Here is a 16,431-nt window from a genome sequence, read left to right on the forward strand (position 1 = left end):
TCGGCAGGCAGTCATCTGCGTCCTGCTCCTGGTGGCCGCACTGGCCATCGCCGAGTGGTACCGCTCTCAGCCGGACGCCCAGGTAAAAGCCCGGATCGCCGTACTCAGAAAGGATCCGATCCTGACGGCCTTCCGAGCAGAACTGGGACAGCCGGACAATCCGGTCACTCGCTGGAAATGCACCATGGAACTGCCGCCTGCCTACTCGGAGGATTTCCATGCGAAGGCGGACACCGAGAGCGTCCAGAGCATCGCGGCGATTGCCCGCGCCGCAGGCTGGACAACCAGGATCAACCATCAACCCGACCGATCATTCACCGTCGAACTGCATAAGTCCTTCGGAACCTGGGCGAGCGATTCGCTCTTGCTGCTGCACCAGGGCAGCGTGACCGTGGAACTCGACGCCGTCGACAACGATCACGCTTCCTGCTAGCCACACCGTGGCGGGCCTCCGGCGATCAGCCGGCGGCCCGCCACAGGGGCTGCGGGGAGGCGAACGCAAGGCGCCTGACAGGGCAACGGCCCAGGTCGGGCGCCTTTTCGATCATTCCGTTGGCCGAGTTCGGATTCTCGGTCGCCGTGGCTCCCTGACGTGCGAAAGGGCTGACTCGGTCGCGTTCGCCGGCGGGCAAGCCGATGAAAAAGTCCAAGCCCAGTGGGGCCGCGATCTCGTCGGCGAAGAAGCGGCCTGGTGAGCGGCCGGATGCTCTCCGGATCACCTCGCCGACCAGCCAGCCCCAGGTCCGGCCGTGGTAGCCGTGCGCTGTGCCCGGAGTCCAGAGGGGGCGTTGAGCGGCCAGCGCTGCGACCATCGGGTGCCAGGCCAGCGCCTGCTTCAACGGCACCGGTTGATCCAGCGCGACCAGGCCGGCCTGGTGGGACAGGAGCCAGCGCACAGGGATGTCCGCCTTGCCGTTCGCGGCGAACCCCGGCCAGTACTTCGCGACGGGCGCGTCCAGGTCGAGCGCACCGCGCTCGACCAGCATGTGCGCCGCGGTCGCGGTCGCTCCCTTGGTCGCCGAGTAGACCAGTTGCAGCGTTCCCGCGTCCAGGGACGACCGGTTTCGGCGTCGGCCACGCCACCCCACGGGTCCACCACCGGTCGGCCGTTCCGGTACTCGCACACCGCCGCGCCGAGGTCCCCGTGCCGGGTGAAGTTCTCCATGAATGCCGCCCGCACCGGCTCGAACCCGGGTGCCACCTCACCGTAGATCGTCATGTCGGCGATCCTGGCAGTCTTGCAGAAGAAGTCGCAGGCCGGCAGCGCGTCGGCCTGGGAGCGCGGGAAGTCCGCCCAGGCGTTCGAGGCCCGCTCGGGCGCAGGGTCGATCCCGGCCTCTCTCAAGATTTCGCAGACCGTGGATGCCGCCACCTTCACCCCGAGCACGAGTAACTCACCGTGCAGGCGCCGGTAGCCCCAGCTTGGATTCTCCCTGGCCAGGCGCAGTACCAGAGCTCGGATCGAGTTAACGATCCGCGATCGGCCTCCGCGCTTGGGTCGGGACTGGGCGGCGTGCCGGTGGGCGATGACGTCGCGGTGCCAGCGGAGCACGGTGTCCGGCCGCACCAGCAGCCGCATCCGGCGCAGTACCTCCTGTGGCACGCCATGGAGGAGCGACGCCAGGAACGCCCGGTCGCTCGCGTGGAACCGAACCTGCTGTCCGTTCAGCTGCCGCTCCAGAACGCGATCTGGTGGCGTAGGGCCAGGATCTCGAGGTCCTTCTCACGGTCGCTCATCGGCAGCAGCCGCAGCATCGTGAACGCGTTCGTCACGCTCAAGTACGCCAGTCTCAACAGCACGACTGATCATCCTGCCGCGCCGACTGCCGCCGCGCGATAGCTGCGACTCGAGCGGCCTCGATTGGTGCCGAAACTCGTTCCCACCTGCATGGATGGGGTATTCGGCAAGAGCAGGGTCAGGCGCAGCAGCACGACAGATCATGATGCCGTCCGCGTCTGTGGACGTGAAGACATTGGAGTTGTCGGCGAGCGCGGCCTGAGAGGTCAATCGAATAAGGCCTCCACCTGGTTGGATGATTTATCGGCACCCGCAGCCCCGGCTGCCGGGGGCGGCAGCCGGGGCGAGGGGGGAATGCGGTCAGGAGGCGGTGCCGGTCACCGTGGTGCCGGACCTGGTCACGTGGTACGTGACGGTGGCGCCGGACCAGAAGTGGAAGGTGAGCGTCACCGGAGCGCCGTCCTTGAGCGACTTGAGGAAATCGGCTTTGACGGTGGTGGTGTTGGCGCTGTAGTCGGGGCCGTAGTTGGCGAACGACTGGAACGTGGTCCAGGAGGCCGGGCCGGCGGCGGTGCCGTCGGCGTAGGTGGACTCCACGTTGGCCATCAGGTCACCGTTGAACTGGGTCGGGATGGTGAGCCCGTCGGCGGTTCCGTTGGCGTCGGAGAGCACCGGCTTGTCGTACGAGCGCACGTTGAGCTGCCAGGGGACTCCGGCGGAGAACCGGACCTGGAGTGTCGCGTCGACGCCGTGGGTGCGGTCGCCGGCGAGCCGGGTGAGGGCGTCCGCGGTCAGTGTCAGCTGGTCGCCGTCGAGGGTGTAGTCGCGGGAGGGGACCAGCTGGCGGTCGCCCTGCCAGAGCCCGGTGAAGGTGAGGCCGTTGGGGTTCAGGGTGATGGTCTGTGCCGTGATGGGGGCGGATTTCGGCAGGAAGATGTTGTCGGTGGAGGCGGTGCCCGAACGGGTGGTCCAGGACGACTTGATCAGGGCTGCCAGCTCGGGGTCCCGCCACTGCATGGTGGAGCGGTTCAGAAAGTCGTTTTCGGCGTCCCAGACCGCGCTGGTCATGCCATTGGCCCGGGCCTCGTAGTTGACCGCCTCGAAGTACTTCAGCATCTCCCCGCGCTCGACGACGCCGGAGTAGGGCGAGCTGAGCAGGCCGTACTCGCCGAGGTAGACGGGGATGCCCTTGGCGACGAGGGTGTCGTGCACCCGGGCGAAGCCGTCGGTCAGGTCCTTCTGGGTCCTGGCGTCGAAGGTCGTGCCGTTGGCGATGTTCACGCTGAACGGATAGAAGCTGTAGTAGTGCACGGTCGCCACCAGGTTGCGGTCGTGCAGCGAGTTGATCGTCGTCGACAGGTCGTCGAGCCAGTGCTGGGCGGAGTTGGTCTCCTCCGAGGGCAGGACGAGCAGGCGGTCCCTGTTCCGCCCGCCGGAGTTGCGGACGATGCTGTGGAACGAGGTGTTGAGCTCTCGCAGGTACTGGGTCTTCTGGGCGTCGGTCGCGTCGGAGAACTGCGGCTCGTTGATGCTCTCCATGAGCAGCGTGCGTGGCTCGTCCTTGAAGGCGGTGGCGATCTGCTGCCAGGTCGAGTTGAACCGCGCCATGATGGTGTCGTGGTCGGTGGACATGTTCTCGATCCACTTCCACGAGTCGTGGTGGACGTTGATCTCGACGTAGAGGCCGTCCGCCAGCGCCAGGTCGACCACCTGCTTGACCCGCTTCATCCACACCGGGTCGATGGTGTAGGGGGCGGTGTCGGACTGGTGGGGGAACCAGGTGACGGGGATGCGGACGCTCCGGAAGCCCCGGGCCCGGAGGCCGTCGAAGGTCGCCTTGGTGGTGAGCGGGTTGCCCCAGGAGGTCTCGTCGGGGATGGCGTCCAGGGTGTTGCCGAGGTTCCAGCTGGGCTGCATCTGCGCCACGGCGGCCATCGGGTCGTGCGGGACCCTGGTCCCTGCCTCCTCGGCTGCGGACCGGGGATGGTCGGCCGGTGCGGCGGTTGCTGTGCCGCAGGCGAGGCTGCCGGCGGTGAACAGGCCCACCACGAGGCCGGCCGTCCGGTGGAGCCGGCGACTGCGCGGGCGTGCGGTGTGCGGTGCGTCGTTCACGGCGTGTCCCTTTCGTGTGAACGGGTGGGGGATCCCCCCTGACGGGTTTGTCAGGGGAGCGGGAGGGGCTCGTAGTCGAACCGGTCGAAGTGGACGGTTCCGGTAGCGGCGTACATGCCGATGACCCGTCCGGTGAAGCCGCCGGCCACCTCGGTGGACAGGTAGCGGCCGTCGACCGCGGCGAGTGCGGTGAAGGTGCCGTCCGGCTCCTCGATGCCGAAGGAGAGGGTGTCGGGCCCGGTCCGCGCGCCGCTCGGAGGCAGTGGAGCGATCTCGACACCGAGCACCACCGCGCCGGCGGCCACCGGACGAGCGGCGACCTCGGTGCGCAGCGAGCCGATGCGGGCGAGCACCCTCACCTCGCCGTCGGCCGCCTCGATCTCGTAGTGGTGCTCCTCGTCCAGGCGGACAGCGAGGCCGCCGCGGCCGTCGGTGGCGTCGACCAGGGTGCGGGCCCGGCAGGCGAGGTGCTGCTGGCGTCGGCCGACGAAGACCGCGTCGTTCTCGTCCAGGGAGGCACCCGCAGCGTGCAGGGTCAGCCAGCCGGATCGTTCCTTCGTGGTGCACAGGTGCTCCGGCCGCTCGCGCAGCGAGATCCACCGGGGGTGCAGCTCGGCCTGGTCGAAGTCGTCCCGGGTCGGTACGGCGGGCGCGGGGTGCAGCGGCCAGGCCGGGGTGGGCAGTTCGGGGGTGACCTCGCCGACGACCGGCCAGCCGTCCACCCACTCGACCGGGGCGAGGAAGGTCTCCCGGCCGAGCACGTGCCAGCCGGGGGTGCCGCCGCGCGGCCGTACGCCGAGCAGCACCATCCACCAGGAGCCGTCGGGCGCCTGGACGAGATCGGCGTGCCCGGTGTTCTGGATCGGGAGGGCGGTGCTGCGGTGGGTCAGGACCGGGTTGGCCGGGCACGGCTCGAACGGGCCGGAGGGCGTGAGGCCGCGGGCGATGGACACGCCGTGGCCGCGCTCCGTGCCGCCCTCGGCGATCATCAGGTACCAGTACCCGCCGATACGGTAGAGGTGCGGGGCCTCGGGGGCCAGGGCGCCGGGGGTGCCGGACCAGATCCGGTACGGCTCGCCGAGGGTCTCGCCGGTGGTCGGATCGATGCGGACCTGGGAGACCCCGGCGACGGTGCACCAGCAGGCGCCGTCCTCGTCCCAGGCGAGGTCCGGGTCGATCCCGGGGACTCCGGGCAGCCGGACAGGGTCGGACCACGGACCGGCCGGGTCGGTGGCGGTGAAGAGCATGTTCCCGCCGTCGCCGACGTTGGTGACGATCAGCCAGAAGCGGCCGTCGTGGTGGCGCAGCGTCGGTGCGTAGATCCCTCCGGAGGAGGGCATGTCGCGCGGGAGGCGCAGCTGGCTCGGCCGGTCCAGGGCGTTGCCGATCTGCGTCCAGTTCACCAGGTCGCGGCTGTGGAAGACCGGGATGCCGGGGAAGTACTCGAAGCTGGAGCAGGCGAGGTAGTAGTCGTCGCCCACGCGGCAGACGCTGGGGTCGGGGTGGAAGCCGGGAATCACTGGATTGGGGACGGTGTCGGCGGGCTGGGACTGGTCTGACACGTGGTCGGTTCCTTTCGGAGGTTTGTGTTCGGGGGGTGGTGCCCCGGCTCCTGGGGAGTCTGTGGGCACCACCAGCTCATCGGGTTCAGCCGATCGCGCAGGAGGCGCCGTTGAACCAGAAGGCGGACGGATCGGCGTCACTGCCGGACCAGGTGGCCCTGAAGCCCCACTGGACGCTTCCGCCCTGCGGGACGGCGGCGTCGTAGGACACGTTCCCGGCGTTGACGCTCGGGCCGCTCTGCGACACCGAGGCGTTCCAGCTGTTGGTGATGCTGTTGTCGCCGGGGAAGTTGAAGCCGAGGGACCAGCCGTTGACCTGGCCGAGGCTGTTGTTGACGACCGTCACGGAGCCGACCATGACGCCCGGCCACTCGTTCTTGTTGTAGACGACCCGGCAGGCCGCGCTGGTCGGGTGCATCTGCACGACCGTGATGCTGTAGGCGGGCACGGTCTGGGTGGTCGGGCTGCCGCTCTGGGCCGCGCCGATCGAGTGGGCGTTCTTGAGGTAGGAGTGGACGGTCGGGGTGGCGGAGGAAGGGGTGAACCCGGTGTAGGAGAGGTTCACCGTGGCGGCGTTGTTCGGGTCCCTGTTGATCAGCATGACGTCCACGTCGCCGTTGGCGCGGCGGACGGCGTGCGCGGAGAGCAGCGAGGACGAGCTGGCGGCCTTGACCAGGGTGTCGCCGGGCGCGCCCAGCCTGCTGATCATCTGGATGCCGTAGTAGGCGGGGAAGGGCGTGTTGGCGGGCGGCTCGCAGGAAGCGCCGCTGGAGACCATGCCGCCGTCGTTGTAGTCGGTGGCGCCCTCGACGGTGGTCACCTTGCTGCAGTCGGTGCCGTTGCGCAGGTCCCACCAGTCCACGTTGAACGCGCCGTTCTCCAGCCAGGTGAGGTAGTTGTCCGGCGCGAACAATCCGTTCGGGGAGGTGTCCAGGTAGGCCTGGGCGTTCGCCTCGGTCACCGCGATGCCGACGTTCGGGGCGTTGGATCCGGCGTACTGGTTGATCAGCGAGCGCACGGTGCCGGCGATGTTCGGGTTCTGGTCCTGCGGTTTGGTGAGCAGGTCGGCCGGGCTGGTGCTGGTGGGGTAGGCGTGCACGATGGCGAAGTCGATCTTTGAGCCGGCGATCGACAGGACGGTGTGGTTCCAGTCCATGGTGTCGCCCGGGCCGACGATGCCGTCCGGCCAGTAGCCGGGGGTGGTCAGGACAGCACCGATCTTGATGCTCGGGTCGGCCGCCTTCATCGCCGAGATGTACTGCAGCAGGTTGTCGGCGTAGGTGGTGGCGCTCTTGCTGCTGTGGGTGTCGTACTCCCAGCCGTTGCCGTTGCTGTACTCGCCGTTGCCGTAGACCTCGTTGCCGACCTCCCAGTACTTGACGCCGTAGCCCTTGGTGACGTTGGCGTACCGGACCCAGGCGGCGGCCTCCTGCGGGGTGCCGGAGCCGTAGTTGGCGGTGATGATCGGCTGCGCTCCGGCGGCGCGCACGGTGCCCATGAAGGCGTCGAAGCCAGTGTTCGGGGCGACGTACGCACCGGCGTCGGCGGTGCCGGTCTGCCAGTGGTAGACGTCGGAGTGGCTGCCGCCGGGGTAACGGACGGCGTTGATGCCGGCCGTGCTGAGCAGGCCGGGGGTGGCGGCGGAGTTCATGTTGGCGTCGTAGACCGGGATGTTGACGCCGACGCCGGTGGCGGGGACGGTGGCGAGCTGCAGGGCGGCGTCGACCGACACCGACACGGAGTTCGCGGCGGCGGCGGGAGGTGCGACGGCGGCGATCGCGCCGGTTACCGCGAGCGACAATGCCGCCACGACAGATATGACGCGATCATGACAGAGTCGGGCAGGTGATCTCATTGCGTCTCTCCAGGGGGTGGGGGTGCGTGGTGTTCGGGTGGGGGATCGAACTCCCGCGTTCTGGACTGTGGCCCGGCGCGGCTGCTCGGGGTCGGGCCCGGACGCCAGGGGTGTTCCGTACCGATGCGGGCCGGCGCGGTGGGGCGCGCGCGATCACGCGGCGCACGGTCAACGTCCTTTGGCGGGCCTCCTGGTGAGGCGCAGCAGGACGGCGGACGGGGCCACAGGCAGCGTCAGGGTGAGTCTGGCAGTGTCCGGGTGCCAGACCGTGGCGGCCCGGCTGGCCGACGGGTAGAGCACCTCGACGTGGACATCGGCGCCGACCAGGTGGGGCAGGTCGAGATCCCTGACGACCTGCTCGCCGGAGCGCCGCCAGGCGCTGACATAGGTGGTGGCCGGGGTATGCAGTGCCAGGGCGATCCACGGGTCCTCCCAGCCCGGAAGCCCGAGCGGCCAGGCGGGCAGCGCTTGCGGCAGGTCGGCGCGAATCGCCTTGTGGGCCGCCACCGCTTCGTGAACCAAGTCACGTGCCTCAGAGGAGAGTTCGATGAGTCGGCCGGAGAGGTGGATGCGGCCGAGGAGCGCGTTGGCCATGGTGAGGGCGACTTCGTCGGGGGAGTCCTCGGGCAGCGGGTACGCCCAGACGGCGCCCTGCTCGGGCGTGACGGCGGTGGGGGCCGCCGCCGCGATGGGTGGGTAGCGCAGCAGGTCCTGCTGGTCGCTGGTGGACTGCAGCTGGAGCCGGGAGAGCAGGGCGTGGTCCATCCGCATGCCGCCGGAGGCGCAGTTCTCGATCACCAGATCCGGGAATCGGTCCAGGATGCCCTCCAGCCAGTCGAGTTGGGCCCGGTTGTGGCCGAGGAGGCCGGCCGCAGGGGCCTCTCCCGGCTGGCTGCTGGTACCGGAGCCCGGGTCGGTGTTGTGGTCGAGCTTGAGGTAGCCGATGCCCCATTCCCCGACCAGGCGGTCCACCACGCCGTCCAGGTGGGCCCGGGCGGCCGGGTGACGTAGGTCCAGGTGGTACCGGCCGCCGCCCTCCTCCACCCGCCGACCGTCGCGGCGGAAGAACGCCTCCTCCGGCAGGGACCTGGCGACCGGGCTGTTCACCCCGACCGCCTCCGGCTCCAGCCACAGGCCGGGGACCATGCCCCGCTCCCGGATGCGGTCCAGGACTTCGTGGATCCCCTTGAGCCCGGGGAAGCGCGAGGTCGACGGCTCCCAGGCCCCGACAGATGGCCACCAGTTGTCGCCGTCGTCGTACCAGCCGGCGTCGATGACGAAGTACTCCGCGCCGGCCTCGGCAGCGGCGTCGACCAGCGGCAGCAGCTTGGCCGTGGTCGGGTCGCCCATCAGGCAGTTCATGTAATCGTTGAAGATGACCGGCAGGCGGCGGTGGTCGGGGTGCGGCCGGCGAGTGGCGCGGCGGTAGTGGGTGAGGGCGGCGAAGGCACCGTCGGGCCCGCCATCCGCGCAGAACGCCAGAGCCACCGGCACGGTGCGGAACTCGGCGCCGGGCTCCAGCGGGTGGCGCCAGCCGTGGTCGGCGTCGTCAGGGCCGTACAGTGCCGCGTACGCAGTGTCGTCGCGCACGCCGCACTCCCAGCGCCAGCCGCCGCCGTTGTGCTCGATCTGCCACAGCCAGGTGCGGCCGGACTCACGGTCCGTCAGGCCGCCCATCGGCAGGTGGCCGCAACTGGACCACACGCCCTGCCCCGCCACGACGCGGGTGCTGCGACCGGAGGTGGTGTGGAAGCGGCCGCTCCGCTCCGGCGAGGACACCCGCAACGGCTCGCGCTGCCAGCGGCATTCGGCGAACCACTCGTTCTCCGCCCACAGCAGCTCGGCGTTGTCCAAGGCTGCTGGATCGCCCCTGGTGAGGCAGCCCGCCACGAGCGAGCCGACCGACTCCAGGTGCAGCGTCTGCGCCCCTTCGTTGCGCAGCAGGACTTCGCTGCGCAGCACCGGCAGGCCGTCCATCGACCGGTAGACCGCCTCGGCGGTCAGACCGGTCTTCGGCTCGTGGAGTTCGACGGTGAGCACGTGCCAGTCGCCGTCCAGGCTCGCGCGGTGGGAGCGGTGGCGCAGCCGCGCACCCAGGACGGAGTTGATGAGGTGCCGGCCCGACCAGTGGCGGCCGAGGCCTGCGGTCGTCACCTCCACCAGCGGCAGCGGTGCGCCGGGGCGCGGAGTGCTGGTCTTCTCGCCGGGTGCGCCGAGGCGGACCAGGCGGGGCGGGCCCGGCTCGCCCAGGGAGATCTCCAGCTCCAGGGCGTCGTGGCCCCAGCGGATCGTCTCGTGCGGGTCGGTCATGATGCCTTCCTCGATGGGGAGACGCGGCGGGAGGTCAGTGCGCGCGCAGGACCGCGCAGCCGCCGGGCGCCAGCTCGCTCAGTGGCCCGTCCGTGAGCAGGTCATGGCCCGGCCGGGGCAGCGGTACGGCCTCGGCGCGGTGGTTGAGCAGCAGGTGCCAGCCGCGGCCGTCCGGGGCGTGCCGGGTGACGGCTTCGACGCCCGTCGGCAGGCCCGGAAGCTCCGGGGGCACCCTGGCCTCCGTGAGCAGTCGGCCGACCAGGGCGGCGTAGCCGGATTCGTCGAGGTGGGTGGAGAGGTACCAGCCGTGGCCGGAGCCGAAATCGTGGCAGGTGAGTGCCGGGCTGCCGGCGAGCATGCCGTGGGTGTAGGCGGCGAGCGCCTCGGCGCCCTCGGTGCGCAGGGATTCGCTCCAGGAGGTGGCCGTCGAGCCGTCGGAGAGCGTGATCTGCTCGTCCTGGTGCAGTGGGCGGTACTCCTCGACCCGGATGCCGAGCGCCTCGCGCAGCGGGGCGGCCGGGTAGCCGCCGAGCCGGGAGTGCAGGCGCTCGTCGACCATGCCGCTGAAGTGCTGCACGAGCAGGGTGCCGCCGGCGGCGACGTAGCGGCGCAGGTTCTCGGCACCCGCGTCGGTGAGCAGGAACAGGGCGGGGGCGAGGACCAGCCGGTAGCGGCTCAGGTCGTGCTCGGGGTGGGCGAAGTCGACCGTCCGGCCGGTGTCCCAGAGCGCCCGGTGGGCGCGGCGCAGCGCGGCGAGGTAGTCGAGCTCGGAAGACGGGAGCCCGTCGACGCGCATGGCCCACCAGGCGTCCGAGTCGTGCAGGACGGCGACCTCGGCCCGGACGGTGGAGCCGGCGAGTTCGCCGAGCCGGGCGACGGCCTCTCCGGCCGCCGTGACCTCGCGGAAGGTGCGGCTGTCCGGCCCGGCGTGCGGGACCATCGCCGAGTGCCACTGCTCGGCGCCGGCCCGGGACTGGCGCCACTGGAAGAACAGCGCGCCCTCCGAGCCGCGGGCGATGTGGGTGAGCGAGTGGCGCAGGATGTCCCCCGGCTCCTTGGCGAGGACGCGGCCGCCGGCGTAGACGGTGTTGGTGCCCTGTTCCATCAGCAGCCAGGGGGCGCCGCCGGCGATCGAGCGGGCCCGGTCGGCGTCGAAGGCGGCCTGGGCGGCGGCGTCGACGCCGGGTGCGCTGGGGTAGTGGTTGACGGAGACCACGTCGACCTCGCGGCCGAAGGCCCACAGGTCCAGGTTCTGGTAGCCGGGCAGCATGAGGTTGGTGGTGACGGGGCGGTCGCTGTGGGCGCGGATCGCGTCGCGCTGCTCGCAGTAGGCGGCGAGGGTCTCGTCGGACCAGAAGCGGCTGAAGTCCAGCGTCTGGCCGGGGTTGTGGTGCCACTGGCTGGCTCGGGGCGGGAGGATCTGCTCCCACGAGGTGTAGTTCTGGCTCCAGAAGGCGGTGCCCCAGGCCTCGTTGAGAGCGTCGAGGGAGCCGTGGCGGGCGCGCAGCCAGACCCGGAAGGCGGCGGCGGTGTGGTCGCACAGGCAGAGGGTCACGTACTCGTTGTGGACGTGCCACAGGGCGAGCGCGGGGTGGTCGCCGTAGCGTTCGGCGAGGGCGGCGGCGATGCGGCGGGCGGCCCGGCGGTAGGCGGGGGCGGTGAGGCAGTAGGTGTCCCGGCTGCCGTGGGTCAGGCGGGCGCCGTCGGGGCGGACCGGCAGGGCGTCCGGGTGGGCGAGGGTGAACCAGGGCGGCGGGGAGGCGGTGGGGGTGGCCAGGTCGACGGCGACGCCGGCCGCGTGGAGGCGGTCGAGGTGGGCGTCGAGCCAGGCGAAGTCGTACCGCCCCTCCTCGGGCTCCATCAGGGCCCAGGAGAACACGCCGACGGTGGCGAGGTTGACCCGCGCCCGGCGCATCAGCGCGTCGTCCTCCTTCCACACCTCCGCGTCCCACTGCTCGGGGTTGTAGTCCCCGCCGAAGGCGAGCCCGCCGAGGCGGTCGGTGAGCCGGCGGATGTCCATCGGGGAACCGTCCTTCTGGTCGTGGTGTCAACTGCGGTGCGGCGCCGGGGCGGTGCTTTCGCGGACCACCAGCTCTGGTGGCATCAAAAGGAGTTGATCCTCCGGCTGGTCGCCCGCGACGGTCGCGGCGATCCTTGCCATGACCTGGTCGACGGCGACCTGCCCGAGGTCCTTCTGGGGACCGGTCACCGAGGTGAGCCGGGGGGAGTGCTGCTCCGCCAGCGGGTCGGGGCAGATGGCGAGCACGGAGGCTTCCTCCGGCACGGTCCGTCCGCCGGCGCGCAGCAGGCTGAGCAGCGGGCCGATCGCGGCCTCGTTCTGCACGACGAGCCCCGTGGTGTCCGGGCGGTCCGCGAAGATGCGGGCCAGGGTGCCCGCGGTGCTCTCGTACGTGCCCTCGCACGGCCGGTGGAGGACGCACAGACCGCGCTGTTCGGCGCGTTGGCGGAATCCGTTCAGGGTTCGCTCGGCGTATCCGGCGTGGCGGCGGTAGACGCCGCTGCTGTAGCCGATGAAGGCCACGTCGCGGTGGCCGAGGTCGGCCAGGTGGTCGGCGCACAGGGCGCCCGCAGTGGCGAAGTCGTGGTCGACGCAGGAGAGTCCGGTGGGGTCGTCGGGCAGGCCGATGAGGGCGGCCGGGATCTCCTCGGCCTGCAGGACCGGGATCCGGTCGTCGTCCAGCCGGACGTCCATCAGGATGACCCCGTCGGCGAGTCCGGTGGCGGCGACCCGGCGGATGCCCTCGGGCCCTTCGTCGTTGGTGAGCAGCAGGACGTCGTAGCCGTGCTCGCGGGCGGCCACGGTGACGGCAATGGCGATCTCCATCATGGTGGGTACGTGCACTTCGGGGTGGAGCGGCACCACCAGGGCGATGACGTGGGAGCGCTTGCCCGCGAGAGCCCGGGCACCCGCGTTGGGGTGGTAGCCGAGGTCCGTGACGGCCTGCTCGATGCGGGTCCTGGTCTCGTCGGAGATGGGGCGCTTGCCGCTCAGTGCGTAGCTGACCGTGCTGGACGAGACGCCGGCGTGCCTGGCCACATCGGCGAGTGTCACCATCGTTCTGCTTCCTTGTGTCGGTTCTGGGGAGCGGTCCCTGTCACGCGGCTGGGGAGGGGCGCGCGGGACCGCTCCCGGTCTGCGGGAGCCCCGGGCTCAGCCCTTGATCGCGCCGGTGAGGACGCCGGTGCGCAGGTGCTTCTGCACGAACGGGTACACGATCAGCAGCGGTACCAGGGTGAGGACCACGACCGCCATCTGCAGCGACAGCGGCGCGGTCTGCGCGTGGGTCGTGCCGAAGCCGGAGTTGACGGAGCCCGGCAGGCCGTTGCCCCGGTTGACGTAGGTGAGCAACACGTACTGCAGTGGCCACTTCTGACTGTCCGTCGGCATATAGAGCATCACGTTGAAGAACGCGTTCCAGTAGCCCACGGCGTAGAACAGCGCGGTGACGGCGGTGACGGCGCGTGAGGTGGGCAGGACGACGGACCACAGGATCCGCCAGTCCCCTGCGCCGTCCATGCGGGCCGCATCGATCAGTTCGGAGGAGGTCTCCTGGTAGAAGGCGCGCAGCACCAGGATGTTGAAGACGGAGACGGCGCTGGGCAGGATCAGCGCCCACCACTGGTCGTACCCGCCGAGTCCGGTGACGACCAGGAAGCTCGGGATCAGGCCGCCGCTGACGAACATCGTGGTGATCAGCAGCAGCAGGACGAAGCGGTGCCCGAGGGAGCGCGGCCGGGAGAGGCCGTAGGCGCACAGGATGGAGACGGCCATGGAGATCGCGGTGCCGACCACGGTGATGCCCAGGCTCACCATCAGTGCGGTGACGACCGTCGGGTCGCTGAGCATCTGGCGGTACGTCTCGGTGGTCAGGCCGTCCGGCCAGATCACCAGGCCGCCGGCCCGGTTGACGGCGCCGGGGGTGGAGAAGCTGGTCACCACGATGATCCAGAGCGGGACCAGGATGACGGCGAGCGTTGCGCCGAGCGTGAGCCCCTTGGCGGTCTGGCCGACGGCGGTGGGCGGCTCCTCCCAGGGTGGGCGGGCGGAGCGGGCCCGGCGGCGGGCGGCTGCTGCTGCCGTGCGGCGCTGCTCGCGCCGCGAACCGATGGTGAGTGCGTTGGTCATCTGCGATACAGCCCGTCCTCGCCGAAGGCGTGCGCCAGCCGGTTGGCGCCCCAGATGAGCAGGAGGGAGACCACGCTCTTGAAGAGCCCGGCCGCCGCGCCGTAGCTGTAGCCGCCGGTGGCGATGCCGTAGTAGAAGGAGAAGGTGTCCAGGACGTCCGCGGCCTCGTGGCCGACGGCGTCACGCTGGATCAGGAACTGCTCGAAGCCCACCGACAGCGCGTTGCCCAGGCGCAGGACCAGCATCAGCACGATCACGCCGCGCAGGCCCGGCAGCGTGATGTGCCACATCCGCCGGAACCGGCCCGCGCCGTCCGCCGCCGCGGCCTCGTACAGCTCGCTGTTGATCGCGCTCAGCGCCGCGAGGAAGACGATGATCCCCCAGCCCGCCTCCTTCCAGATCGCCTGGGAGGTGACCAGCAGCGCGAAGGTGTGCGGATTGGTCATGATGTCCCAGGTCCCGATGTCGTGCCGGCGCAGGAACTGGTTGAGCACGCCGGCGCCGCCCAGCATCTGCTGGAAGATCGTGATCGCGAGCACCCACGAGAAGAAGTGCGGCAGGTAGACGACGGACTGGAAGATGTTGCGGATCCGCTCGCTCACCACGGAGTTGAGCAGCAGGGCCAGGGCGATCGGGACCGGGAAGAAGAGGACCAGCTGGACGAAGCTCAGATACAGCGTGTTCTTCATCGAGGCCCAGAACGCCGGGTCGTCGAACAACTGCCGGAACTGGTCGAAGCCGACCCAGTCGCTGTGCCAGACCCCGACCAGCGGGTCGTACTCCTGGAAGGCGGTGAGGATGCCGAACAGCGGGACGTAGTTGAACACCAGGAGCAGGACGACCGCGGGCACCGTCATCAGCAGGAGCGACTTGTCGCGCCTCAGCCTGATCCGCCAGTTGAGCCGCGCGGGGCCGGCCGGGCGTTTCGGTGCTGCGGTGCTCACTGGCCGGTGCCGAACTTGTCGAGGACTTTGTCGGTCATCCACTGCTTGAGCCGCCCCCCGGGGCCGGACCGCCAGCTGGCGATGACGTCCTGCACGTCGGAGACCTTCTTCTTGCCGTGGTAGCAGTCCTTGATGGTGTCCTCGACAGCCTGTGCGGCTGCGGCCGAGGCGATCGCCTGCGGCATGGTGAAGTTCATGCCCCAGAAGGCCGGCTTGGCGAGGTACTTGACGTTGGCGGCCTGCCAGGCCGCGTAGTCCTTGGTGACTATGTCGCCCCCCGGATTGCTGATCACGGAGGGGGGAGCGGCCAGGAACGGGTAGGTCGTCGCCTGGACGTCCTTCTTGCCCTCGTTCGTGAAGGTCGGCACGCCGTTCACTCGCTTGTGGTGCACGCCCTCGACACCGAAGTTGGCCAGGGTGTACTCGGCCGTGCCGTAGGGAGCGGCGAGGTAGTTCGCGACGGAGAGCAGCTCCTCGATCTGAGCGGGCTTCAGGTCGGCGTTGAGGTAGCTGATCATGCTGGCGGCGGTGCCCATCCAGATCACGGGCGTGCCCTTGCCGTCGCCGGTGATGGCGTTGAAGGCGCCGCGCCGGTAGTTCGGGTCCGCGGCGACGCCGGACTGGTGGTCGGCCAGATTCCAGGCGCCTCCTCCGCCACCCGCTATGAGTACCTTTCCGCTGTAGAAGCGGGTAGCTCCGTTGGCGACGTCACCGGCGAGGGCGTCCGGGTGTATGTAGCCGGAGGTGGCCAGGCGGTAGTGCCAGTCGAGGGCCTCCAGGAACTCCTGGGTCTCATACTTGTGGACCAGCTTGCCGTTGTCGACCTTCCAATTCTGGGGAGCGCCCCAGGCCGTGAAGAGGTAGGTCCACACGTCGTCGAAGGCCCACACGCCCCTCTTGGCGTCGGTCAGCTCCTTGCCGAGGTTCATCAGGTCGTCGGCGGACTTCACCTGGTCGGCGGTGATGCCCCGGGCATCGAGGACGTCCCGGCGGTAGAAGGTGGCGCCGGGGATGCAGAAGCTGGTGGAGAAGCAGGGGATCCCGTAGAGCTTGTCGCCCCAGACCCCCATCTGCCAGGCGCCGGAGGGGATGGCGGCCAGGTTGGGGTACTTCTTGACCTTGTCGCCTGACAGGTACGGGGTCAGGTCCGCGAGCTGGGTGCCGATGAGCTCGCCGGTGTTGAAGTTGTTGTTCCACCAGGACGGCAGGTTGATCCAGTCCGGCAGCTTCTTGGCGGCGGTCATCGTCGGAACGATGGTGTCGTAGTGGGTGCCGTCGGCCGGCTTGATCGTGAGGTTGACACCCAGGGCCTTGTTCATGGCCTGGTAGAAGGAGTTGCCGGCCGGCGGGACGGTGCCCCACAGCGGCGTCACGGCCGAGTAGCTGCCGCCCTTGCCCGGAACGCCGGAGACGCTGGCGACCGGGGAGGCCGGGTAGGAGAGGAAGCCGGGGTCCGTCGCCGTGCCGTCGCTGCCGGCGACGGAGGGGATGTCCGGCTTGATGACGGTGCTGGGCACATAGGTGGGCAGGGCCGCCTTCAGGCCCTGCGCGGTGTTCGCACCGGTCTTGTGTTGCGTGCTGCCGCCGCAGGCGGACAGCAGGGGCGCCATCGCGGCGGCTCCCGCGACTGTGGCAGCGGTACTCAGGAAGCTCCTGCGGTTCAAGCCGGATCTCATGGTGGCGTGGCCCCTCTCCGTCGAAGCGTGGTCGAAGCGTCGAAGCGCTTGAATATTTCGGGGACACTAACGACGCGTTACTCGGTT

10 protein-coding genes and 2 pseudogenes are annotated in these 16,431 nt (G+C 70.0%); 1 reads left to right on the plus strand and 11 read right to left on the minus strand.

Translation table 11 applies throughout. The features are described 5' to 3' along the window. The first annotated feature begins 31 nt into the window (after positions 1–31). Entirely contained in the window at positions 32–433 is a 402-nt protein-coding gene (locus ACWCQS_RS05600; protein ID WP_450985092.1) for a hypothetical protein, read from the plus strand. Between the two features lie 169 nt (positions 434–602). Here ACWCQS_RS05600 and ACWCQS_RS05605 read toward each other — a convergent pair. From ACWCQS_RS05605 to ACWCQS_RS05655, 11 genes and pseudogenes are all read right to left on the minus strand, one after another. Then, positions 603–1,219 (minus strand): annotated as a pseudogene (locus ACWCQS_RS05605) (serine hydrolase domain-containing protein); the annotation flags it as partial. Between the two features lie 24 nt (positions 1,220–1,243). After that, positions 1,244–1,800, minus strand: a pseudogene (locus ACWCQS_RS05610) (integrase); the annotation flags it as partial. A 298-nt stretch (positions 1,801–2,098) separates the two neighbouring features. After that, positions 2,099–3,850 (minus strand): cellulase family glycosylhydrolase, encoded by a 1,752-nt coding sequence (locus ACWCQS_RS05615; RefSeq protein ID WP_451003250.1) that lies wholly within the window; start codon positions 3,848–3,850, stop codon positions 2,099–2,101. Positions 3,851–3,900: 50 nt separating this feature from the next. Further along, positions 3,901–5,412, minus strand: coding sequence for a glycoside hydrolase family 43 protein (locus ACWCQS_RS05620; RefSeq protein WP_451003251.1), 1,512 nt, complete (start codon positions 5,410–5,412; stop codon positions 3,901–3,903). Between the two features lie 85 nt (positions 5,413–5,497). Beyond that, entirely contained in the window at positions 5,498–7,222 is a 1,725-nt protein-coding gene (locus ACWCQS_RS05625) for a cellulose binding domain-containing protein (protein ID WP_451003252.1), read from the minus strand. A 213-nt stretch (positions 7,223–7,435) separates the two neighbouring features. Continuing rightward, complete coding sequence (locus ACWCQS_RS05630) at positions 7,436–9,577, minus strand: glycoside hydrolase family 36 protein (protein ID WP_451003253.1); 2,142 nt, start codon at positions 9,575–9,577, stop codon at positions 7,436–7,438. 34 nt (positions 9,578–9,611) lie between these two features. After that, positions 9,612–11,597 carry a beta-galactosidase gene (locus ACWCQS_RS05635; RefSeq protein WP_451003254.1) on the minus strand — a complete coding sequence of 662 codons (1,986 nt, stop codon included), beginning with the start codon at positions 11,595–11,597 and terminating at the stop codon, positions 9,612–9,614. 27 nt (positions 11,598–11,624) lie between these two features. Beyond that, positions 11,625–12,653: a LacI family DNA-binding transcriptional regulator gene (locus tag ACWCQS_RS05640; RefSeq protein WP_451003255.1), complete on the minus strand. Its 1,029-nt coding sequence runs from the start codon at positions 12,651–12,653 to the stop codon at positions 11,625–11,627. Between the two features lie 96 nt (positions 12,654–12,749). Beyond that, on the minus strand, positions 12,750–13,724 hold the full coding sequence (locus tag ACWCQS_RS05645; RefSeq protein ID WP_390683433.1) for a carbohydrate ABC transporter permease: 975 nt from the start codon (positions 13,722–13,724) through the stop codon (positions 12,750–12,752). Further along, positions 13,721–14,743, minus strand: a complete 1,023-nt coding sequence (locus tag ACWCQS_RS05650) for an ABC transporter permease (RefSeq protein ID WP_451003513.1) — start codon at positions 14,741–14,743, stop codon at positions 13,721–13,723. The genes ACWCQS_RS05645 and ACWCQS_RS05650 overlap by 4 nt, the downstream gene beginning before the upstream one ends. Continuing rightward, entirely contained in the window at positions 14,665–16,278 is a 1,614-nt protein-coding gene (locus ACWCQS_RS05655) for a Tat pathway signal sequence domain protein (protein ID WP_451003256.1), read from the minus strand. Before ACWCQS_RS05655 ends, ACWCQS_RS05650 begins: the two co-directional genes overlap by 79 nt. Between the last annotated feature and the right edge of the window lie 153 nt (positions 16,279–16,431).

Source organism: Streptomyces sp. NPDC002076, assembly GCF_053593835.1.

Excerpts from the sequence above, each read along its gene's own strand:
- ACWCQS_RS05630 (WP_451003253.1), bottom strand. The coding sequence starts at position 9,577 with ATGACCGACCCGCACGAGACGATCCGCTGGGGCCACGACGCCCTGGAG.
- ACWCQS_RS05635 (WP_451003254.1), bottom strand. The coding sequence starts at position 11,597 with ATGGACATCCGCCGGCTCACCGACCGCCTCGGCGGGCTCGCCTTCGGC.
- ACWCQS_RS05640 (WP_451003255.1), bottom strand. The coding sequence starts at position 12,653 with ATGGTGACACTCGCCGATGTGGCCAGGCACGCCGGCGTCTCGTCCAGC.
- ACWCQS_RS05645 (WP_390683433.1), bottom strand. The coding sequence starts at position 13,724 with ATGACCAACGCACTCACCATCGGTTCGCGGCGCGAGCAGCGCCGCACG.
- ACWCQS_RS05655 (WP_451003256.1), bottom strand. The coding sequence starts at position 16,278 with ATGGCGCCCCTGCTGTCCGCCTGCGGCGGCAGCACGCAACACAAGACC.